General features: G+C 43.8%; 17 protein-coding genes. 5 read left to right on the top strand and 12 right to left on the bottom strand.

Annotated features, from left to right (window positions below; all coding sequences use genetic code 11):
* Positions 1 to 190 precede the first annotated feature (190 nt).
* On the top strand, positions 191 to 1,405 hold the full coding sequence (locus tag JO943_RS10780; protein WP_005231788.1) for a tetratricopeptide repeat protein: 1,215 nt from the start codon (positions 191 to 193) through the stop codon (positions 1,403 to 1,405).
* 30 nt (positions 1,406 to 1,435) lie between these two features.
* On the opposite strand, the gene JO943_RS10775 is transcribed toward JO943_RS10780, so the two are convergent.
* The 9 genes from JO943_RS10775 to JO943_RS10735 form a co-directional block, all read right to left on the bottom strand.
* Complete coding sequence (locus JO943_RS10775) at positions 1,436 to 2,314, bottom strand: hypothetical protein (RefSeq protein ID WP_171067708.1); 879 nt, start codon at positions 2,312 to 2,314, stop codon at positions 1,436 to 1,438.
* Positions 2,292 to 4,139, bottom strand: a complete 1,848-nt coding sequence (locus JO943_RS10770; RefSeq protein WP_199974634.1) for a hypothetical protein — start codon at positions 4,137 to 4,139, stop codon at positions 2,292 to 2,294. The genes JO943_RS10775 and JO943_RS10770 overlap by 23 nt, the downstream gene beginning before the upstream one ends.
* On the bottom strand, positions 4,140 to 5,390 hold the full coding sequence (locus tag JO943_RS10765; RefSeq protein WP_005231784.1) for a glycosyltransferase family 2 protein: 1,251 nt from the start codon (positions 5,388 to 5,390) through the stop codon (positions 4,140 to 4,142).
* Complete coding sequence (locus JO943_RS10760) at positions 5,377 to 6,282, bottom strand: hypothetical protein (protein WP_199974632.1); 906 nt, start codon at positions 6,280 to 6,282, stop codon at positions 5,377 to 5,379. The genes JO943_RS10765 and JO943_RS10760 overlap by 14 nt, the downstream gene beginning before the upstream one ends.
* The gene (locus JO943_RS10755; protein WP_005231782.1) at positions 6,282 to 7,031 is read right to left on the bottom strand and encodes a hypothetical protein; all 750 of its coding nucleotides are present in this window, start codon (positions 7,029 to 7,031) and stop codon (positions 6,282 to 6,284) included. The genes JO943_RS10760 and JO943_RS10755 overlap by 1 nt, the downstream gene beginning before the upstream one ends.
* A gap of 179 nt (positions 7,032 to 7,210) precedes the next feature.
* Positions 7,211 to 8,653: a cryptochrome/photolyase family protein gene (locus JO943_RS10750; RefSeq protein ID WP_202740761.1), complete on the bottom strand. Its 1,443-nt coding sequence runs from the start codon at positions 8,651 to 8,653 to the stop codon at positions 7,211 to 7,213.
* A gap of 119 nt (positions 8,654 to 8,772) precedes the next feature.
* The gene (locus JO943_RS10745; protein ID WP_004770302.1) at positions 8,773 to 9,255 is read right to left on the bottom strand and encodes an FKBP-type peptidyl-prolyl cis-trans isomerase; all 483 of its coding nucleotides are present in this window, start codon (positions 9,253 to 9,255) and stop codon (positions 8,773 to 8,775) included.
* A 125-nt stretch (positions 9,256 to 9,380) separates the two neighbouring features.
* Positions 9,381 to 10,667 carry an NAD(P)/FAD-dependent oxidoreductase gene (locus tag JO943_RS10740; protein WP_009511282.1) on the bottom strand — a complete coding sequence of 429 codons (1,287 nt, stop codon included), beginning with the start codon at positions 10,665 to 10,667 and terminating at the stop codon, positions 9,381 to 9,383.
* Between the two features lie 93 nt (positions 10,668 to 10,760).
* Entirely contained in the window at positions 10,761 to 12,080 is a 1,320-nt protein-coding gene (locus JO943_RS10735) for a D-alanyl-D-alanine carboxypeptidase PBP6B (protein ID WP_032870412.1), read from the bottom strand.
* Between the two features lie 170 nt (positions 12,081 to 12,250).
* Between JO943_RS10735 and JO943_RS10730 the strand changes: the two genes are divergently transcribed.
* On the top strand, positions 12,251 to 13,954 hold the full coding sequence (locus JO943_RS10730; RefSeq protein WP_202740760.1) for a M61 family metallopeptidase: 1,704 nt from the start codon (positions 12,251 to 12,253) through the stop codon (positions 13,952 to 13,954).
* Between the two features lie 37 nt (positions 13,955 to 13,991).
* On the opposite strand, the gene uraH is transcribed toward JO943_RS10730, so the two are convergent.
* Together uraH and JO943_RS10720 are read right to left on the bottom strand one after the other, a co-directional pair.
* Positions 13,992 to 14,393: a hydroxyisourate hydrolase gene (uraH, locus tag JO943_RS10725; RefSeq protein WP_202740759.1), complete on the bottom strand. Its 402-nt coding sequence runs from the start codon at positions 14,391 to 14,393 to the stop codon at positions 13,992 to 13,994.
* A gap of 116 nt (positions 14,394 to 14,509) precedes the next feature.
* The gene (locus JO943_RS10720; RefSeq protein WP_202740758.1) at positions 14,510 to 15,202 is read right to left on the bottom strand and encodes an outer membrane protein; all 693 of its coding nucleotides are present in this window, start codon (positions 15,200 to 15,202) and stop codon (positions 14,510 to 14,512) included.
* Positions 15,203 to 15,352: 150 nt separating this feature from the next.
* Between JO943_RS10720 and JO943_RS10715 the strand changes: the two genes are divergently transcribed.
* From JO943_RS10715 to JO943_RS10705, 3 genes are all read left to right on the top strand, one after another.
* Positions 15,353 to 16,039 (top strand): heavy metal response regulator transcription factor, encoded by a 687-nt coding sequence (locus JO943_RS10715; RefSeq protein ID WP_202740757.1) that lies wholly within the window; start codon positions 15,353 to 15,355, stop codon positions 16,037 to 16,039.
* Positions 16,032 to 17,399, top strand: coding sequence for a heavy metal sensor histidine kinase (locus JO943_RS10710; RefSeq protein WP_202740756.1), 1,368 nt, complete (start codon positions 16,032 to 16,034; stop codon positions 17,397 to 17,399). The genes JO943_RS10715 and JO943_RS10710 overlap by 8 nt, the downstream gene beginning before the upstream one ends.
* 327 nt (positions 17,400 to 17,726) lie before the next feature.
* On the top strand, positions 17,727 to 19,958 hold the full coding sequence (locus JO943_RS10705; RefSeq protein ID WP_005288190.1) for an NADP-dependent isocitrate dehydrogenase: 2,232 nt from the start codon (positions 17,727 to 17,729) through the stop codon (positions 19,956 to 19,958).
* A gap of 133 nt (positions 19,959 to 20,091) precedes the next feature.
* Here the strand turns inward: JO943_RS10705 and JO943_RS10700 are convergent, their stop codons facing one another.
* Entirely contained in the window at positions 20,092 to 20,895 is an 804-nt protein-coding gene (locus tag JO943_RS10700) for a pseudouridine synthase (RefSeq protein ID WP_009511275.1), read from the bottom strand.
* Positions 20,896 to 20,902 lie beyond the last annotated feature (7 nt).

The following is a 20,902-nucleotide window of genomic DNA, read 5'->3' as shown; positions in this document are numbered from 1 at the left end:
TTTTATAAGGGCTCAATTGTCTGTAAAATTCTATTGTTGTTTCATAAACTTAATCTATTATAAATTAACTTATTTTAACGATAGCATAACGATGATTTGGTTATCATGTGTGAACAATTTAACATTTTAAATGCGAATAAGCCCTTCTTACCATAGGCCCTGTTGTGAGTATTTTTAGTTGAGATTTGCGATGAACAATTCCAAAAATAAGCTGCTGAGTCATACACTATTCATTTTGGGGCTAATCTTGCCTGTACAACAGGTACTGAGTGCCGAACCTGAATTTGTAAAGGAAGGGGATGCGGCCTATAAACCGGGCAATCCGATTTATGACCGTTGGGACAAATTTTACAAGCTTGAACAAAGCCAGCCGGAAGAAGCTGAAAAAATCTTGCTTGAATTGGGGCAACTTACCCCACAAGACCTTAAAGTCTGGAAAAGCCTGACCTATCTGCAAATTCGTTTGAACAAGCAAAATGAAGCCATCCAGAGCGTGCGTAAAGCCGAGCAGCTTGCGCCGCAGGATGAACAGCTGAAACTACAGGAAGCTTATTTACTCAACCAGCAAAAAAGAAATAAAGAAGCCTTGGTGATCTTTAAAGATTTATCGGCTTCATCTGATCCGGAAATGGCAAGCAAGGCTCAGCAAGCAGTCCAGAATCTGAGTGCTTCAGCCGTCTCATCCACCTTTAAAGATATTTACTTTGCGCCTTCTTATGAATCGCGTTATGACGATTTCATTTTCCCATTGAAAATGCGCTATGGTAAAAATCTGGATAATGGTCGGGCACAGGTGTATGGCTTTGTAAACTTGAACCGTGATACCAAATCCAAAGGCGGGGTACGTCCCGAGATTATTGACGAAAATGCAGTAACCGTCGGTGTTGGTGCAAATTATCAGCCGTGGCAATCGATTCCTGTACGTGCCTATTTAGAGGTGGGTGGGAGTTATGATCTGATTGATCGTAATCGGGATAAGTTCCGTGAAAGTGTGGTCGGTGGTGTTACTGGCTATCAGGAATGGTATGCCAATCCAGCTGTTGATCAACGTACCCTTTGGAATGATTACTTTACTGATTTATATGGTAATGTCGCGAGTTACTCACGAGAAGACTATAACGTTATTGCCGACCTACGATTGCGTTCGGGTTTTAATCTCTATCGTGGTGAAGCGGGTACCGTACAGGCCTATGGCAAGCTACATACTTTAGCGGATTCGGAAGGTGAAAATTACAATAACTTATTTGAATATGGTGCGGGTGTTGCATGGCAGCCATTTAACTATGTGCCGGTAAAACTACGCGTTGAGCGCTTATATGGGCATTATTTCAAAGATGCATTAGCTGATGGAACGGATCGCTATAACAATACGCGCACGGAACTGGTGTTTTATAAGAGCTTCTAGCCTCGCGCGTTTGTAAGATAGGGTTATCCGCTAGCCGTATTTCAGTTTGTACCATAATGCCACGGCATAAACAGTCATACGGTTCATATAATGCGGACCGTCAAAAATATACACTTTCTGTCCTTCATAGGCCTTAAGCTGTTCCACCACTTCCCACGGATAAGCTGAGCGGAACTGGCCTGATTTTGCTGGGCGGAAAGCTTCCAAAACAATCACCACCTTATCCTTACCAAACTCTTTCTGAAGATTTTCCAGAATCATTTTTGCTTGCTGGGGCGAACGCGTTCCGACACCGACACCATCTTGAAAAAATACATGGGTATTGTGCGGTAACCAGCTTTTCAGCCATACATCCAGATGTTCAGGGGACTGTTCAGCACTGTAGATACTGACCCAGACCGGTTTGGGCAAGCTACTGATCGCCTGTGCCAACATACCGACACCGAGCCAGGTCGGATCGGCCTCAACAGGAAAATAATAACCTTTTAGAGGAACGGACTGGGTTTGTTCAATGATCTGTTTCGAACTTTCTGCCAGTTGCAGCACATTAGAGCGGGCCAGTTTTTCATCATATTCACCTGCTAGTCCCAAAATAATATTTTCAGACCACGGCTGCTGGTTGAGCTGTTTTAAGTTAAGTGTTTTGTCCCACTTTTCAAAGCCCATGTCATGATCGAACCAGGCTTTGGACTGCACCGTTGACCATTGCGGTACAAAGGTGGAAACGCCAAGTAAATTCCAGTTGCCTGAAGGGGGAGCGGTGGCAAGATCGGGTTGCCAGAATATTCCCTCAATTTGGGGAGGCTGCACATCTGCCTGAAACAGGTGCATGCAACCTCCTAAACTGATTAAGGCTGATAACGTAATCGTTTTTAAAAGTTTAGATTTAATCTGCCTTATTTTTAGCATTCGGTCGTTTACGCCAGTACCAGAGCAAAATTGCCAGAATCATGATAGCAGAGATTATTACCACCAAGATAAAGAATGATGATTGCTGAACCAGAGGCGCTTTCTGATTACCGACAATAATTTTTTGTAAGATAAATACTTGCCCGTTTTCTGCCACCAATATTTTGCTGGCATTATTCGGGATGTTGGTTTGAATCTTATCCCAGAGCTTGCTGAAGTTCTGCGCACCTTCAATCGAGTCGGTAATCACATCAAAACGTTGCTCATGGAAACTGACCAGAAAACCGCGTGCAGTGGCGGGCGCGTACAGAATATCTTTATGCATCAGAACTTGCTGGCGGTATATATTCGGGTTGACCTGCACATTGAGAAGCTCAGGTTTGGCTGGATCAAACTTGACCAGATTTAATGGAATCGGATCATTGGTCATCAGCATCTTTTTCGCCACCTGACTCATGGTCATGGCAATTTCCAGACTGCCCGAATTGCCATCAATCGCAATGGTAGGATGGGTGGCAAAACTCATCGAAAGCGAAGCGACACCGTTTTTGATTTTATGCGGCAGTTTTACGGTCGATTTTTGTGTATCAATCCAGAGTGAGCCTTTGGCTGAAGGCAAACATTGCGAGTTTACGATCACCGAGTTTTCCAGCTTCATGCTGAAGTTGGTATTATTGGAAATGGTTTTGGCAAAATAGTTAAATTGCCGGTTGACCGGGTCCGAATCCAGTTCAGCAGTTTTTAAGCTACCGGCCAGACCGCCATCAATCCAGGTGGTAATATTTGAGCCCTCTAGTAAACCACTCTGCACGCGCAAGGCGATTTGCCCTTGCAAAATATCGGTGGGTTGCCAAACCGCAGGGAAGTTTAAGAACAGGTTCTTTTCTGCCTGATTGAGTCGGAAATCGCTGATGCCCAAATCGGCAAGGGATTTGATTTGTTTAATTCTGGCCCAAGGCGGTGCGGCCAGCTTGTTGGGTAGCGTCGTGGAAGAGATATCCAGTTGCTGTAAATAATTTGGATTTAATAGGCCATTGATGGCAGAGACCAGTTTTTCTGGATTATCATATTGAATGCGTAAAGTCGGGACCTCATTCTCGGCACTAATCTGTACCAGAGTGCCATTCGGCAAAGGCGTTGCAGACTTTGCAATTTCAATAAAAAAGTTAGCTGGCTGATTCTCTGGCGCATTCTTTTCATACCACTGGATCGGGGTAACTGAGCTCCAGGCACTGATTAAACGCCCCAGCATCGAGGCTTCATTGAGATTGGCCTGATTGTATTTTAATACCCCGACAAAAGGTGTGGGACGGACCACCTGCGGGTTAAATAAGGCATCAGGTAAATCTTTTAAACGATAAATAGGTCGGTGGCGGGAATAATCAATCTTGGAATTGCTAAGATAGGTGACCTGATCCACATCTTCACTACAGAAGGTGGTTCGATCAGCTGCAGGCGAGGTCGGTGGCGAATATTGTTGCAAGATGAAATCTAGACGGTGAAAGCCACTCTTGGTCGCTGGAATATTAAAGTTCAGCATCCCATCACCATTCAAGGTGGTGTTATAAATCAGCTTGTCATCATATTTCACCAGCAAAGTGGTGAAATGTTCGGTCGAATATTCACTACTAAACTGAATATTCTGCCACTCCGAGCCTTTGCCCACATAAAAGAAATGCGGTTCAATGGTGTACTTATTGGAGGTATTGATATTATCAAATGTCCAGGTGTTTATCGTGTCGGCGAAGCTTAACCCCGGCAAGGAGATCGCGGCACTCGCGACCAGTATTTTAAAAATTTGTTGATGTAATGGCTTCTTTTTCATTTATTTTTTCTCCTTGCTGCGCTCAGTTTTGTACCATTGTAGTGAGTTTCCCTGTATCTTATTTTTCAGCATGTCATAGGCCGCTTTGAACACGATAAACAGAAACACCTGTGAATAGGTGATATACGATAAAACCGAGAAGAAATAGAGTTGAGGTTGAGCTCTTTCCAGAGATAGGGTAAACCACATTTGTGCGACATACAGACAGAACGATAAGCCCCAAAGCAGGGTAAACGGGCCGGGAACGGTAATCCCGGCAATACCCAGTAAACCGAGGGTTAAAGTAATGTGACTCCAGATCAGGGCCGGCACAAACAGGACATAACACATAATATTGTTAAAAATTTCAATTCCGATCGGGAACGGTTTTCTTAGCGCAATCGGTAAATATTTGCTGGTGACATAGAAGTTTCCTTGGGTCCAACGCGAGCGTTGCTTGACAAAGACACTTAAGGATGGTGGATCTTGCTGCCAGCCGACGGCGTAGGGTACCCATTTAATCCGACGTTGACCCAGAAAAATCCGGAAACTCATTTCGGTATCATCGACCAGAGATTTTTCATCGAAGCCACCTAGGGTTTCCAGTGCATCCCGCCAGATCACATAATTGGTTCCCATCAGGGTAGAAAGTTCAAAACGTTGCCAGCGTCCTCCCTGAAAAATCCATTGAAAGAAGATAAATTCAATGGCAATGAATCGGGTCAGGATACTGTCACGCCAGTTACGGGTACGTACTTTACCGTTGACGGCAACCAGTTTTTTATCTGCCAATAAGGTCTGTGCCAATAAACGTACACAGTCCGGCTCAGGGGTACTATCTGCATCATAGACCACGATTAATTCACCTTTGGCATGCGGCAGGCCATTATTCAAGGTGCGGGATTTACCTTTACCACCCATGCCTTTCGGTACATTGACGATTTTAATGCAGGGATAAATCGCTGCCATACGCTCGGCAATTTCTAAAGTATTGTCTTTAGAACCGTCATTGATCAGTAAAACTTCATAGGCATGCGCTGGATAATCCTGTTGTGCAATTGCATGTAAGGTATCTTCAATGACCACGCCTTCGTTATAGGCGGGAATTAATACGCTTAATACTGGCCAATGCTCCGGCACAGGCATGTTTTCCAGTTCTTTGGCAGCATTTTTAGAATATTTCCAGGCCTGATAACTGAGCCATGCCCAAAAGGCCTGAGGAATCCAGATGCCCAGAAAGCCAAATAGAAAAAGAATATCAATTGCGGGCATTTATTCTTCTCCTGCGAATAATGGAAATGATCAGGATCAGCAGTAGTCCGCCGCCAAGCAGCAAGGAAATCCAGGAAATAGAGCTACCAAAGGTGCTGAGCAGGCTTGGATAATGCGCGGAATAGATATAATCCAGCGGAATCACGACCGTACTCAAGGCAATCAGCAAATAACCAAAAATATTGGTTTCTACACCGTCGATGGTGCTGGTGTATTTAATATTGTTAATGTCCCAGGAGATACCCAGATGCGGATATTCAATATTGTTAACAGGCATATCTGCTGGAGGATTGATTACCACCTGATAACCCGAAGCTTGTGAAGGATCCTTGATCACCTGATAAAAATAATGTTGATGCTGCTGAATTTTACGTGCAGGAATTCGAAGTTCATTGGGGCTATCGGATTGAATCAGATAACTGCCCGCTGGTTGCGAAATCAGGTTTTCATCCCAGCCTGTTTCAATCAGGGCAGCGAGAGGCCGCAGTCCAAGGGCCGTTGAAAAGGTGGCTTTGGCGGCAAAATACTTGGAATGCTGCATCTGATAGAAGGCGACCGGAATTGCACCCTCATTGACTGCCTTTTTGATTTTATAATATTTAACTGCGCTAAAATATTCATTGGGCAGGATGATGCCCGGTTTAATCCCTTTCTCCATCAGTTGTTTAAAACTTTCCGATTCTACCTGATCGGCGGTAAACACTGGCCACCAGGTTGAGGGTTGCGGGAAAAAACCTGCAATCGTTCTGGGAAGTTGGGTCTGAGGGTTGAGCTGATTTTGTGCAGGCTGGATCGAGCAGTGATAGTACTGCTGATAAAACTGTTGCAAGGTGGTATCTGGATAATTTGCGGTGGTCACCAGCAAACCACAAATATTAAGCAGTACGGACATTAAGGCACCTCTTGATCTTGAGGGCGCAGATATTCAGTGTGTTGTTCAATTTTAAGCTTCAATACCGACATGTCTTGAAGTTGCTGGATAAATACAGGATAGACCTGATTTTCCTCAATCACCGGTTCATGAATGACGATACTTTTGATCTGGCTCAGCTCTTCATTGATAAAATGATAAATGACGCTGTCTCTTTCGGTGGAAAGAATCGCCATGATCTTGTTCTGCGTTTCTTTCCAGATATCTTCACCCAGCATTTCCCGGATCAGCACCGTATTATTGATCTGAGTGGTAATAACCTTGTAATGATCTTTCTGCGTAAGTTTAAGCAACTTCTTTAACTCGCCCTGAAAATGTTTCAAGGCCGTCAGTGGCAAAATATCGTGTTGATAATTACGATCATAACTTTGAATGGCTCGGAAGGTCTTGAGCGCATTCTGAATGTTGTGACGAATGGCACTTAAAAAAATCGGGGTAATCGGCAGCACAAACAGCAACAGCAGTTGACGTTCCACATAGGTTTGATTGGCCAAGTCAAGCAGGAAATAAACAGCGACGCCAATAAAGGTAATTAATCCCAGAATGATGGCCAGACCGACATTTACAAAGGCACCTGCGATCAACAGGATAAGCAGGAAAACCCAACTGCCACGATAACTTGCCGGTAACCACTCATACGCGACGATGCCCATAAAAACATGGGCTGAGATAATCCACAAGACGAGTGCTGAAGCCGGATTTTTCTGCATAATATTTTTAGTTTTAATAAATGTATTTTGTGATCAAGGTATCATTATTTTACGGCTATGACGATAAATTTTCTGTTAGGGATTGTGTAAAATAATTTTATAAACAGTAACATACAATATAGTCTATTCAAAGGAACGAAGAAAAGCTTTGTATTTCAAATAAATTTTATTTTATGTAACTAGGATAAATATGCTTTGAATACCTCGATGGCACGGGCACGGCTGAGCTTTAAATCAACGATGGGGTGGGGATAATCCAGCGCCAAAGAGTGCTTTTTTGCATAGGGTTCATGGATGGTTTTTTTATCAAGATGGGCCAGCTCGGGCAGCCATTTCCGAATATACTCACCCTCAGGATCAAACTTCTGTGATTGGCTCACCGGGTTAAAGATACGGAAATAAGGGACGGAATCTGTACCGGTCGATGCACACCATTGCCAACCACCGTTATTGGCTGCCAGATCGCCATCAAGCAGATGCTGCATAAACCATTGTTCACCTTTACGCCAGTCAATCAGCAGGTTTTTGCTCAGAAACATGGCACAAATCATCCGTACCCGATTATGCATCCAGCCAGTTGCTAACATTTGACGCATACCCGCATCAACGATTGGAATGCCAGTCTGACCTTGCTGCCATTGTTGTAAAGCGAGGGGGTCATCGCGCCAAGGGATATTCTGCGTTGATTGCTTAAAGGGTAAATGCCGTGAGACACGCGGAAAATCAAACAGGATATGCTGATAAAATTCCCGCCATAACAGTTCATCCAGCCAGCTTTGCTGGGCATCGGATTGAATATCAAAATGGCCTTGCTGTGCTCTGAACAGGGCTTGCAGACACTGGCGTATCGAAATGATGCCGATATTTAAATAAGCCGAAAGCTGACTGGTACCCGCGCGTGCAGGGAAATCGCGTGCAATTTTGTAGTCACTGAGCTGTTCCTCAATAAACTGGTCGAGTTGTTGCAAGGCATAGGCTTCGCCGACCTGCCATTCGTGATCATGGGGGTGCTGGATGTGTTTTTGATATTCGAGTTGTAGTGACTTGATATCGGTTGATGAGATCAGCTTTAAATCGGTTATCGCTTGTTGAGGAGCTGGTATTGGATAACATTGTGGTAGAGCAGGCTGTAAATGCTGATAACAGGTCTTTTTAAACGCACCAAATACTTGATAAGGCAGATTGGACTGGTTACGAATCGAGCCAACAGGAAACAGGGTACGATCATGAAAAAGCGTCAGTTCCTTGTCTTGCTGATTTAAAAGTTTCTGTACAGCCTGATCGCGTTTTAATTCATTTACACCCAGTTCAACATTGGCATATACATGTTGAATCGGCAGTTGCTGTATAAGCGTTGCGAAATACTCAGGTATATCTTTCCAGAGTGAAATGCTGTGAACCAGTAGTGGTATATTCAGACTTGCAAGTTGGTCTTTTAAGCTTTGCAGTTGTCGAAGATAAAAGTCAATTTTAATCGGGGCATCATCGTGTAATTGCCACTGTTCAGGCGATAAAATTACAAGTGCGATGGTAGGGCCAGCCTGAGTCGCATGCCAGAGCGCAGCATGATCCTGAATTCTCAAGTCCTGACGAAACCAGACCAGTTGATAAGCAGTCGACATAATTCTGTTTATTTTAAAGAAATTGACATGACCATAAGCGATTTTCTGATTTTATAAAAGTAGGGCCAATAAAAAAGCAAAGCCGGAGCTTTGCTTTTTTCGTCTAATTCAAAAATGAATTAGTGGTGGTGACCACCTGCACCGTGAACGTGACCGTGATCTAATTCTTCTTGAGAAGCATCACGGATTTCAACGATTTCTACTTCGAAAGTAAGGTCTTGACCAGCAAGCGGGAAGTTTGCATCAACGATGATGTTGTCGCCTTCAATCGCTTTAACAGTTACGATTTGTACGCCGTCATCAGTTTGTGCTTGGAATTGCATACCAGGCTGGATGTTGTCCACGCCTTGGAACATTTGAGCCGGAACTTCTTGAACAAGTTCAGGGTTATATTCGCCATAACCTTCAGCAGCTGGAACGTTTACAGTGAATTTTTCGCCTACAGTTTTACCTGTAAGTGCATTTTCTAAACCAGGAATGATGTTGCCCGCGCCGTGCAAATATGCAAGTGGTTCACCTTGAGATTGATCAAGTGTTTCACCCTCAGCGTTTGTTAAAGTGTAGTGGAATGAAACCACGTGGTTATTTGCAATAGCAGTCATGTTTTAAATCCATGTCATCAATAGTTTTAACTGTATATCATAAAGTGAAAAACAGCTTTTGTTGACTATTTTCCACTTTTTGAAACGATTTAGTTAAATATTGAGACGAAATATCAAATTTCAACTCAATACAGTTTAATTTTTGGACGGACACGACGCGTCAGGAAATCTTTCATGGTCAACATGCCCGCTTGGGTATAACCATGAATATTGGCCTGATGCATCCGATAAAGTGAAACATACATGGTTTTGGCAATGAAACCTTGTACGCTGACATCACCTAACAATTCTCCTACCGCCTGATTACGACTCAGTGAAACCAGTGAACCTTTGTCATTAAAGGTAAACATTGGTTGTGGAGAACCGGATAAACGTGCAGCCATTGCATCGACGAGGAAGGTTGCTTGCTGACTCGCTACCTGTGCACGCGGACCTAACGGCGGCTGGCGTGCATCTAATTGACAGTTGGCACAATCGCCAAACGCAAATACATTCGGATCAGAATAGGTTTGCAGGGTGGCGTACACCATCAGGCGATTGATCTTGTCCCGTTTAAAATCAGTCAAAGACTCGAGAACTTTCGGCGCTTTGACACCTGCGGCCCACACCGTAATATCGGAATGAATGACATTACCATTACTGAAGTAGACCTGGGTTTCTTCGACTTTCTGGACTTTATGTTGAGTCAGAATCTCAATCCCCATTTTCTTGAGCTGCTTGGCACTATGCGCTGCCGTTTTTTCATTCAGGGCAGGCAAGATACGGTCAGAGGCTTCAATGAGGGTAATTTTGACTTGCTTCGGATTAATTTTCTTTAATCCATAGCGATAGAAGTTCTTGGTGGTTTCAATCAGTTCTGCTGCCAGTTCAACCCCGGTTGCGCCAGCACCGACGATGCCAATATTCAAGGCCCGTTCATTTGACTGATTTTGTGCCTCGATATAGAGGTGAAATAAATCCTGCTGGAAAATATCGGCTTGTTGACGGCTATCCAGAAAATGACAGTGTTCACGTACACCTTCGGTACCAAAGTCATTGGACACAGAACCGACTGCCAAGACGAGCGTGTCGTAGCTAAGGGTTTGAATCTGCGGCGTATGTTCTTTAGAAAGCTGCGGGGGAGAAAGGGTAATTTGTTTTTGATCTTTATTTACATCAACAAGTGTGCCGAGCACGAACTCAAAATGATGTTTTTCTGCATGGGCAAAATAATTGGTTTGTTCTTCGTGAGGGTTTAGCGAGCCGGCTGCAATTTCGTGGAGGAGCGGTTTCCATATGTGTGTGAGATTTTGATCGACTAGGGTAATTCTGGCTTTCTCTCGTCTGCCAAAACGTTCACCTAGCTGTGTCGCAAGTTCCAAACCACCTGCGCCACCGCCCACAATCACGATATGATGTAAGGTTTTGCTCATGATTAACCTAATTATTTTTGTGAAAGGATGGCTGGATTATGCCATCCTTTTTTCAATAATGTATGTTTAATCTTGATAAAAAAAGTTGGTTTTTTACCCTTGATTTAAAGGATAAAGTTTGGCAGTTTTGCTATCGCTGGTCGAAAAGAATGAAAACAGGTTAGAGAACCAGAGCATAATTTTCTGAAAAATATTGGCTTCTTCAATCTGCACATCATTTTCAATCTGTAAGCTGCGAATCAACTGGTTATTCTGGTAAATTGAAACCGTCGCCAGATTCATGGCCTGCGTCAAAGGTGCAGTCAAATGCTGTTCATTCAGTTCAATATTGATACGGGTATTGGTGGTTTGTAATGGCTCAACCGTCGTTACTTGCTGATTGGCATCGGTTAGATGAATGCGTTGGGTGAGTAGATCAAAAGTATTTAAGTCGATGGGTGTTGCCTGACCGTATAAAGACGTGGTGACGATAGTCGGTTGCTGCGTTTCGACCTTAAACATTTTCAAGGTCGATTTAATCACAGGCAACTCTGCAATCAGTTTTTGTTTTGGAATGACTTCCTCATCACGGGTATAGGTATAGGCCAGGTTCATTAACTTATGTGCCACTTCCGCGCGTTTGACTGCACTTGGCGTTCCCAGTACCACCACAATCAGACGACGTTTATCAACATGCGGATTGAATGTTGGGCGTTCTGCTGTCAGGGCAAGGTTATAACCTGCCGCCTTAGTATAACCTGTTTTAAGACCATCTGAGGTAGGGTCCATTTTCAGGGCAAGGTTAGTGGCATGGTGGAAACGTTGATTGTAGCTAAAGCTCGGCATTTTAGAATAATACAGATATTCAGGCGTTTCTTTCACAATGGCCTTGGCTAACAGGCTGAGGTCAGCTGCTGTTGAATAATGATCGGTCATGGTGATCCCAGCTGGATTGCTGAAATGGGTATCCTTCATGCCCAATGCCTGAGCTTCCTGATTCATCCGGGCGACGAATTGTGGCACGCTGCCAGAAATTTTTTCAGCAAGCGTTACCGCAGCATCATTGGCAGACATCACGATCAGACCTGCTAAAAGCTGATCAACAGAAATCTGTTCACCTGCTTTTAGATACATTTGTGATTCATCCCACATCACCGTACTCACCACAGGTGTGGCAGTCAGAACATCTTCTTTACGTAATTTACCTGCTTCAATATCTTTTAATGCGATATAAGCCACCATCATTTTGGTGAGTGAAGCTGGGGCGCGCTGAACATGGCTGTTGTGTTCAGCAATGATTTGTCCAGACTGGGCATCGATGATGGACCATGCTTCAGCCTCAACTGTTTCAGGTGCAATGTTAAGCAAGTTTGCATGGGCGAGATTTGCACAGATGAGACTGAACAACGTAAAGAGAGAGAGGAGAAATTTCACGTGCATACCTTGTATTGCCGATCCGGTGGCCTTAAATGTGAGAGGAGAATGCTATGACTTTTTTGTTGAAGAATCCAGCAACTTTTGCTGACAATTACGACATCTGCGCATGACTTTGTAAAAAAATGCTAAGCTGTGTGAAACCGTTCCTATTTTCATGATTAGAAATTATGTTGCACTATCAAATTGAGTTCGACGATTATCGCCAACACCTGATTCATGTCACCCTACGTTTTCTTGCCAATCCTAATCAGGAGTTGTGGTTACCGACCTGGATCCCTGGCAGCTATCTGATTCGGGAGTTTTCCAAGCATATTGAGTCGGTGAAAGCCTCTGATGAAGCCGGGCGTATACTGAATATTAAAAAAACCGAGAAAAATCGCTGGCGTTTATTCAATACCGATCATGAACTGATTACGGTTGAATATGATGTCTATGCTTATGATCTATCTGTACGTGGTGCCTATGTCGATCAGAGCCGTTTGTACGTTAACCCAGCCTGTGTCTGTTTGGGCCTGCAAGATCAGGAACAGGCAGCTTGTGAAGTTGAGGTTTTCCTACCGGATGAATTAAAACATTTCCAGCTTGCAACGGGTTTACCGAGCAAGAGTCTGGTCAAAGGGCGTTTTACCTTAAAAGCAGACAATTATGATCAATTGATTGATAGTCCATTTGAACTGGCAGAGCAGAGCCGTTTCAGCTTTGAAGCAAACGGGATTCCACATGAGTTTGTGATTTCGGGGAAACACACGACCAATATGGGCCGTTTAGAGGCGGATATTCAAAAGATCTGCCAGACTGAAATCAACATGTTCGGGTCAGCGCCCTTCCAGAACTATACTTTTATGACCATGGCAACCGGCAATAGTTATGGTGGTCTGGAACATTGTAATAGCACCAGCTTGATTACACCGCGCGACGATTTACCCAAAGCAGATGAAGCCGAAGAACCATCTAAGGATTATCAACGTTTCTTGGGTTTATGTAGCCATGAGTATTTCCATTCATGGTTAGTTAAATTTATTCGCCCGGAAAACTTTGCCAATTATGATCTACATAAAGAGGGCTATACCAGCTTATTGTGGATCTTTGAGGGCTTTACCTCTTATTATGATGACCTGATTTTATTGCGTAGCGGTGTGATTTCGCAGCAGTCTTATCTGGATCTGTTAAAAGCACAGCTGGATCGTTATTTGCAGAATCCGGGTCGCTTGATTCAATCGGTTTCAGAGTCAAGTTTTGATGCGTGGATCAAGTTCTATCGTCAGGATGAAAACTCCAACAATGCAGGCACCAGTTACTATAACAAAGGCAGTTTAGTGGCACTTTGTCTAGATTTGGGCTTACGATTGCGTGGTTCAAATCTGGATGCATTAATGCGCCGTTTATACCAAAATACCCAACAGGGTATTCAGGTCAATGAACGCACTATTTTTGAATTATGTCATGAACTGACAGGCGATAACTGGATTGAGCAAATCAATCACTTGATCAATACCACCGATGAATTACCACTGGATCAGTTGTTCCCCGAGTTTGGATTGAGTTACACGCTTAAACATGACAAGGCTTTGGCTTTTGGCCTGAAAGGGGTAGATAAAGCAGAAGGCGTGGTGGTACAGCAAGTGCGTCGTGATAGCGCAGCCGCTCAAGCAGGTTTGTCTGCCAATGATGTGATCCTTGCCATTGATGGAGTTAAGGCTTCTGAGAAGCTGTTAGCCAAGTATGCCAAACAACAAGGCACATTTACGGTTTATGCCTTCCGTCGTGATGAGCTTTTGCAAGTTGAACTGCAAGCGGGTGAAAATAAATTGACCACGGTTGAATTAAAAGTTGAAGACCAGCAAAAAGTTGATCGCTGGTTGAAGGGCTAAGACTCTTTAAAAAGGACGCGACTAGCGTCCTTTTTTATTAGCTACCCCGATAAGTCGAATACCCGTAAGGGCTGAGCAGTAGTGGAATGTGATAGTGCGGTAAACTGCCGTCAACTTCAAAAATAACCGGAATTTCGGGAAAAAAGCTGCTTTGCTGTTGTGCTTTATACCAGTCACCTGTTTTAAACGTCACTTTATAAACACCCGACTTTAACTGTTGCTGTGCCGGATAAAGCGCAGTAATTCGTCCATTCTGATCAGTTTTGGCCTGATTGATTTCGATCCACTGGTTTTTTTGTTGCGCTTCGAGCACAACGGTGACATCAGCAGCAGGTAGACCATTCTGCTGGTTGAGTACATGCACACTCAAAGGGTTTGTCGCTGCGTACAAGCTGCTTGAAGCCGAGAGGGCAGCGATGGCGAATAGATTTTTATACATCACAATATTCCACCTTTCTTGATCAATGTTTTGCTATGTATTGCCATCAGTTGTGGTGAGGGCAATACATGAGGACGAGTGCAAAAAAAGGCACTGCTGATCAGTGCCTTTAAACTTTAGAATGCGTATCTGGCACCGAGATAGAACTCACTTGAATAAAGATGGGCTTTCATCTGTTCATCTTGCAAGTTACGTGCATTGGTGAAGTTATTCAGACCGCTATCAGCTTTGCCCAAGTCGACATAACGGTAGCCCAAGTCCAGCTTAAGGTTGTCAATTGCTTGATAACTTGCACCCGCACCTATGCTATACACCAGTTGGGTTTCGGTATTGGAAAGATATTGGCGAGAGGCATTACCTTGCCAGCCTGAAGATTCGGTACGGGCAACCCCTAATCCCAGATTGCCGTATACAGCGACATTTTGCATCACTTCAAAATCACGATAAGCATTCAGCATTAGGCGCTGCGTCTCGACTTTATGATGGTTGAGACTGCTTGGAAAGTTAGTTGAACCGCTGGTAAATTCTGCATCGTTTTTAAAGGTATATTCTCCTTCGGTACGCCAGCCATTGCCAAAGTCATAACCGAACCCTAGTGATGCATTGGTTAAATCTTTTTGATCGTCACCTGCGACAAATTTGCCAATCCCCGGGCGTAAGCTGGTTTCCATATTGTCCGCTCTGAGTTCGGCTGCCGCGACTTTTGCAGAGAGATAATAGCCAGAAAGCGCTGTATCTTGTGCATAGCTGAATGATGCGGTCATCAATAATACAGAACCCAAAGTGAAGCGTATAAATTGCTTGTCCATATACAATTTTCCAAATTTCATGAAGACGTGTTGGGCAATAAAAATCTTTATTTCCTCAGTACATGCTAGGAAAAAATGCATGGGACCATGATGACAATTGGATTACCGATTTGTAATCTTTGCGTTGAATAAAAAAGGTTAAGATGTGGGATGCATATTTTAATTGTTGAAGATGAATCCAAGATTGCGCAGTTTCTGGCAAAAGGATTAAATGAATCAGGCTATACCAGTGCGATTGCAAAAGATGGCATGGCCGCTTTGTCACGCTTGCAAGAAGAAGCATTTGATTTATTAATTCTGGATGTGATGTTGCCAAAACTGGATGGCTGGCAAGTGTTGCAGACGCTCCGTACATTTTCAAAAATCCCTGTACTCATGCTCACGGCGAAAGATCAGGTCATGGATCGGGTCAAAGGTCTGGAACTGGGGGCGGATGACTATCTGGTTAAGCCGTTTTCATATATCGAATTATTGGCACGCATCAAAAGTTTATTACGTCGTGTTCCCAAGGTTGAACAAGAGATTTATAGCATTGCCAATCTTAGCTTGAACCGTTTAAGTCGGGAAGTGCATCGTGCAGAGAGCAAAATCGATTTAACCGCCAAAGAGTTTGTGCTGTTGCAATTATTGCTACAACATCGCAGTGAAGTGCTCACACGAACACAAATTGCCTCTATGGTGTGGAATATCAACTTTGATACTGACACCAATGTGGTCGATGTGGCGATACGTCGTCTACGCGCAAAGATTGATGACCATTTTTCTCCCAAGCTGATTTATACGGTGAGAGGAATGGGCTATAAAATCGATTTAAAAGAAGACCATGACGATGAATAGATTGTCTTTGGCTTCGCGTCTGAGAATCGCGTTTAGTCTGATTTCATGCGTGGTTTTTATCAGTATTGGCACATTGTCTTATCAAAGTTTTCGTGAAATGGTGTATATCCAGCAGGACAAAGCACTTGCGGCACGGATTAAACGCATGGAAGTGTTTTTAACCGATGCCTATACCGTGCAGATTTTGGGGAAATATCCCAAGCTGTATGAAAATATGGTTGGACATGAGGACAGTATCTTTATCGTTAAAGAGACGGGTAAGGACTTGATCCGAATCAATCCGTTAAACGTCAACATCCCTCACTTAAACTCTTCCAGTAAAATCCAGTTTACGAACAATAGTCCTGAACAGCCAACCACACGGCTTGCATTTCAATCGGTACAACATGGCGATCAGCATTATCAATTGATTGCAGGTCAACAATGGTATGCCGTCAATCAAACCCTGAAGCAATATTTCTGGAAAATTGCCTTTTATAGTGGGCTGGGCATTTTATTATCAAGTTTATTAGGTTTTATGGTCGGGCATTACCTGTTCCGTTCGATGCGGGAGTTGATTGCAGCAACCAGTAAAATCAACGTGCAAAAACTCAATCACCGTATTCAGGTCGAGACCAGCAATACCGAAGTACAACAACTCAGCCATGCCATGAATGAAATGCTGGATAAAATCCAGCAGGATTATCAAAAACTGGCCCAGTTTTCTGAAGATATTGCGCATGAATTAAGAACGCCACTCAATAACTTGATGGGGCAAACCCAGATTTTGCTGTCCCAACCGCGTCAGAAAGAGGAACTGGAAAATCTGCTGTATTCGCATCTGGAAGAGTACGAAAGACTGACCAAAATGATCGAGAGCATGTTATTTATTGCCCGTTCCGAATATGGAGAACACGGGCTTGAGAAAAGTCTGGTAAATATTCCAGAGTTGATCCGGAATGTGACGGAGTATTTTGATTATCTGATCGAAGAACGGCAGATGAGCTTGATGCTTCAGCTTCCTGATGAAATGAATTTAAAGGTGAATGAAGCCCTCATGCAGCGTGCGATTGCCAATTTAATCAGTAACGCGGTGGTCTACGGTGCAGAACAGGGGCCTATTACCCTAATGGTACAAAGGGAACAGGCGGATTGTGTGATTGATATTGTGACGCATGACATCTGGATTGATGAAAAACATTTGCCTTATCTCTTTGACCGTTTTTATCAAGTTGATGAGAGTCGACATAACAGAGCGCAAACCGGCGGGCTAGGGCTGGCCATCGTCAGATCAATTATGCAGTTACATGGTGGGTGTGCTGAAGTTGAAAATCAGCCTGAAGGCGTCACATTTAGGTTGCGATTACCACTAAAGCCTTAACCTAATTTTCATGAAATTCTGACAAAATAGGGCACATTTATTTATCAATACCTATTTGTTTGCTAAATGATCAGTTTGCTGGGCATTTTCCGCAAGAGAAAGCTTTTGTAGTTGAAAAGGCAACATTTGGCCCAAATTATATGAACTTGCAGTATCTATTATATATAATTGTAGTATTTTTTAGCGAAATGTCGTTATCACGGGATAGGGCGTTGACTAGTATGCTATGAACGCTGATACTCTCAAGTTTGTTTTAAGCAAATCGGTTCTAGGAGCTGGGCCACAAGCGCAGTTTTCCATAACTCAATCCAACACAAGGGGCTATATATGGCTGGTGGAAAGTCAAAAATCATTTATACACTGACTGATGAGGCGCCGTTATTGGCGACCTATTCATTGCTACCGATCATTGAGACCTTTACCAAGCCTGCTGGCATCGAGATTGTGAAAAGTGATATCTCAGTTGCAGCACGTGTACTTGCAGAATTTTCAGATTACCTTAAAGATGAACAGAAGGTAAACAATAACCTTGCAGAGTTAGGTCGTCTTACGCAAGATCCAGATACCAACATCATTAAACTTCCAAACATCAGTGCTTCTGTGGCTCAGTTGACCGCATGTATCAAAGAGCTCCAGTCGAAGGGCTATGCGATTCCTGACTATCCAGAAAATCCAGCAACTGAAGAAGAGAAAGAACTTAAGGCGCGTTATGGCAAATGCCTAGGCTCGGCAGTCAACCCGGTATTGCGTGAAGGTAACTCTGACCGCCGTGCACCTGCTGCTGTGAAAAACTACGCGAAAAAACACCCGCACTCAATGAGCGAGTGGAAACAATGGTCACAAACTCACGTTTCTCACATGGATGAAGGCGACTTCTACCACGGTGAAAAATCAATGACTTTAGACCGTGCGCGTAACGTCAAGATGGAGCTCATCACCAAGTCTGGTGAAACGATTGTGCTGAAGCCAAAAGTTGCACTTCAGGATGGTGAAATCATCGATTCAATGTTCATGAGCAAGAAAGCGCTTTGCGATTTCTATGAGAAAGAACTTGAAGATTGTCGTGAAGCGGGCATCCTGTTCTCGTTACACGTCAAAGCAACCATGATGAAAGTCTCACACCCGATCGTATTCGGTCACTGTGTGAAAATTTACTACAAAGATGCGTTTGAAAAACACGGCAAATTATTTGACGAGTTAGGCATCAACGTAAATAACGGTATGGCCGGTCTTTACGAGAAGATCGAAACTTTACCGACTTCACTGCGTGAAGAAATTATTGAAGATTTACATGCTTGCCAAGAACACCGTCCTGCACTGGCGATGGTTGATTCTGCGAAAGGTATTACCAACTTCCACTCACCAAATGACGTGATTGTAGATGCTTCTATGCCTGCAATGATCCGTGGTGGCGGTAAAATGTGGGGTGCTGACGGCAAACCTTACGACTGTAAAGCAGTGATGCCTGAATCAACTTTCGCGCGTATCTATCAGGAAATGATCAATTTCTGTAAGTGGAATGGCAACTTTGACCCACGTACCATGGGTACTGTGCCAAACGTCGGTTTGATGGCGCAGAAAGCGGAAGAATACGGTTCACACGACAAGACTTTCGAAATTTCTGAAGCAGGCGTTGCCAACATTACGGATCTAGACACGGGTGAAGTGTTGATGAGCCAGAATGTCGAAGAAGGCGACATCTGGCGTATGTGTCAGGTGAAAGACGCACCGATTCGTGACTGGGTGAAACTTGCCGTAACACGTGCACGTAACTCTGGCATGCCAGCAATCTTCTGGTTAGACCCGTACCGTCCACACGAAAATGAATTGATCAAGAAAGTTGAAAAATACCTGAAAGATCATGACACCACAGGTCTTGATATCCAGATCATGTCACAAGTACGTGCAATGCGTTATACGCTTGAGCGTGTAGCACGTGGTTTAGATACCATTTCTGTAACCGGTAACATCTTACGTGACTACCTGACTGACTTGTTCCCGATCATGGAACTGGGTACTTCTGCGAAAATGTTGTCAATCGTGCCGTTAATGGCGGGTGGCGGCATGTATGAAACTGGTGCAGGTGGTTCAGCGCCGAAACATGTTCAGCAGTTGGTCGAAGAAAACCACTTACGTTGGGATTCTTTGGGTGAGTTCCTTGCGTTAGCTGTTTCTTTAGAAGAGTTGGGTCTTAAAGAAGACAATAACCGCGCGAAATTGCTTGCCAAGACACTGGATCAGGCAACAGGTAAACTGCTTGATAACGACAAGTCTCCATCACGTCGTACCGGTGAGCTGGATAACCGTGGTAGTCACTACTACTTGGCATTGTATTGGGCTCAAGCATTGGCTGCTCAAGACGAAGATGCTGAGTTAAAAGCGAAGTTTGCTCCGCTTGCGAAAGCACTTGCTGACAATGAAGAGAAGATTGTTGCCGAGCTTGCTCAAGTACAAGGTCAAGCTGCTGATATCGGTGGTTACTATGCCATTGATCCTGCAAAAGTAAGCGCAGTCATGCGTCCAAGCGCAACATTGAATGCAGCACTTGAAACAGCTTAAGTTTAAATATTACTGACAGTTTTGTTGGTGGTATAAAAAAGCCGATGCGAAAGCATCGGCTTTTTTATGGATGATGACTTAGATGATCCCCATAAAAAAAGCCCACGATAGTGGGCTTTAAAACATCTAAATTCTAGCGACCATTACGGCTACGACCACGCGGTGCTTTGGTGTTTGGACGCGTCGTACCATTGGTCTTACGACGTGGCTTTTCGCTTTCATCCATTTGCCAGATACGCTTGGTGCCTGATTTTTTCTTGTCGCCGTCTTTTTTATCACCTTCTTTCTTTTTCTGGTGCATCGGCTTACCGCCCGTACCACCTGGTTTTTTCACATAAGAACGAGAGCGATACGGTTTATCTTCAGGCAGATCTTTAAAATCAGGATAAAGTAACGGTTCAATTTCCGTTTGCTCACCGGGTTGTAAGCCCAGACGAATCAGGTCGATTGCACCGATTTTGGTCCGGATCAAACGTAGTGTCGGGAAACCCACAGCAGCAGTCATACGACGCACCTGACGGTTACGGCCTTCACAAATTTGCAGTTCAATCCAGCTGGTCGGAATATTGGCACGGTAACGTACAGGAGGATCACGATCCCATAACCATTCTGGTTGATCCACTTTAAGCGCTTTTGCCGGTAAAGTCATACCATCAGCAAGTTCGACACCTTTTCGAAGTTGCTCTAAAGCTTCTTCAGTCACATCGCCATCGACTTGCGCAAGATAGGTTTTAAATTTCTTATTGGCCGGATTGGTAATGTATTGATTCAGACCGCCGTGATCGGTCAGAAACATCAGTCCTTCTGAATCAAGGTCAAGTCGGCCCGCAAGACGTAAATCAGGATCATGGATAAAATGGGAAAGGGTGAGATGAGCGGAATCCTCACGGAACTGTGACAAAACGTCAAAAGGTTTATTTAATACGACTATTTTCATATCTGTA

It is taken from the genome of Acinetobacter sp. 'aerobic (ED)', assembly GCF_904886855.1.
GTDB classification, from domain to species: domain Bacteria; phylum Pseudomonadota; class Gammaproteobacteria; order Pseudomonadales; family Moraxellaceae; genus Acinetobacter; species Acinetobacter courvalinii.
This window is presented reverse-complemented; position numbering and strand designations above follow the sequence as displayed.

What these genes read in the sequence shown, in the direction of transcription:
- JO943_RS10700 (WP_009511275.1), bottom strand. Translation starts at nt 20,895, where the DNA reads ATGAAAATAGTCGTATTAAATAAACCTTTTGACGTTTTGTCACAGTTC.
- JO943_RS10740 (WP_009511282.1), bottom strand. Translation starts at nt 10,667, where the DNA reads ATGAGCAAAACCTTACATCATATCGTGATTGTGGGCGGTGGCGCAGGT.
- JO943_RS10760 (WP_199974632.1), bottom strand. Translation starts at nt 6,282, where the DNA reads ATGTCCGTACTGCTTAATATTTGTGGTTTGCTGGTGACCACCGCAAAT.
- JO943_RS10755 (WP_005231782.1), bottom strand. Translation starts at nt 7,031, where the DNA reads ATGCAGAAAAATCCGGCTTCAGCACTCGTCTTGTGGATTATCTCAGCC.
- JO943_RS10710 (WP_202740756.1), top strand. Translation starts at nt 16,032, where the DNA reads ATGAATAGATTGTCTTTGGCTTCGCGTCTGAGAATCGCGTTTAGTCTG.
- JO943_RS10780 (WP_005231788.1), top strand. Translation starts at nt 191, where the DNA reads ATGAACAATTCCAAAAATAAGCTGCTGAGTCATACACTATTCATTTTG.
- JO943_RS10770 (WP_199974634.1), bottom strand. Translation starts at nt 4,139, where the DNA reads ATGAAAAAGAAGCCATTACATCAACAAATTTTTAAAATACTGGTCGCG.
- JO943_RS10750 (WP_202740761.1), bottom strand. Translation starts at nt 8,653, where the DNA reads ATGTCGACTGCTTATCAACTGGTCTGGTTTCGTCAGGACTTGAGAATT.
- JO943_RS10720 (WP_202740758.1), bottom strand. Translation starts at nt 15,202, where the DNA reads ATGGACAAGCAATTTATACGCTTCACTTTGGGTTCTGTATTATTGATG.
- JO943_RS10745 (WP_004770302.1), bottom strand. Translation starts at nt 9,255, where the DNA reads ATGACTGCTATTGCAAATAACCACGTGGTTTCATTCCACTACACTTTA.
- uraH (WP_202740759.1), bottom strand. Translation starts at nt 14,393, where the DNA reads ATGTATAAAAATCTATTCGCCATCGCTGCCCTCTCGGCTTCAAGCAGC.
- JO943_RS10715 (WP_202740757.1), top strand. Translation starts at nt 15,353, where the DNA reads ATGCATATTTTAATTGTTGAAGATGAATCCAAGATTGCGCAGTTTCTG.
- JO943_RS10730 (WP_202740760.1), top strand. Translation starts at nt 12,251, where the DNA reads ATGTTGCACTATCAAATTGAGTTCGACGATTATCGCCAACACCTGATT.
- JO943_RS10775 (WP_171067708.1), bottom strand. Translation starts at nt 2,314, where the DNA reads ATGCTAAAAATAAGGCAGATTAAATCTAAACTTTTAAAAACGATTACG.
- JO943_RS10705 (WP_005288190.1), top strand. Translation starts at nt 17,727, where the DNA reads ATGGCTGGTGGAAAGTCAAAAATCATTTATACACTGACTGATGAGGCG.
- JO943_RS10765 (WP_005231784.1), bottom strand. Translation starts at nt 5,390, where the DNA reads ATGCCCGCAATTGATATTCTTTTTCTATTTGGCTTTCTGGGCATCTGG.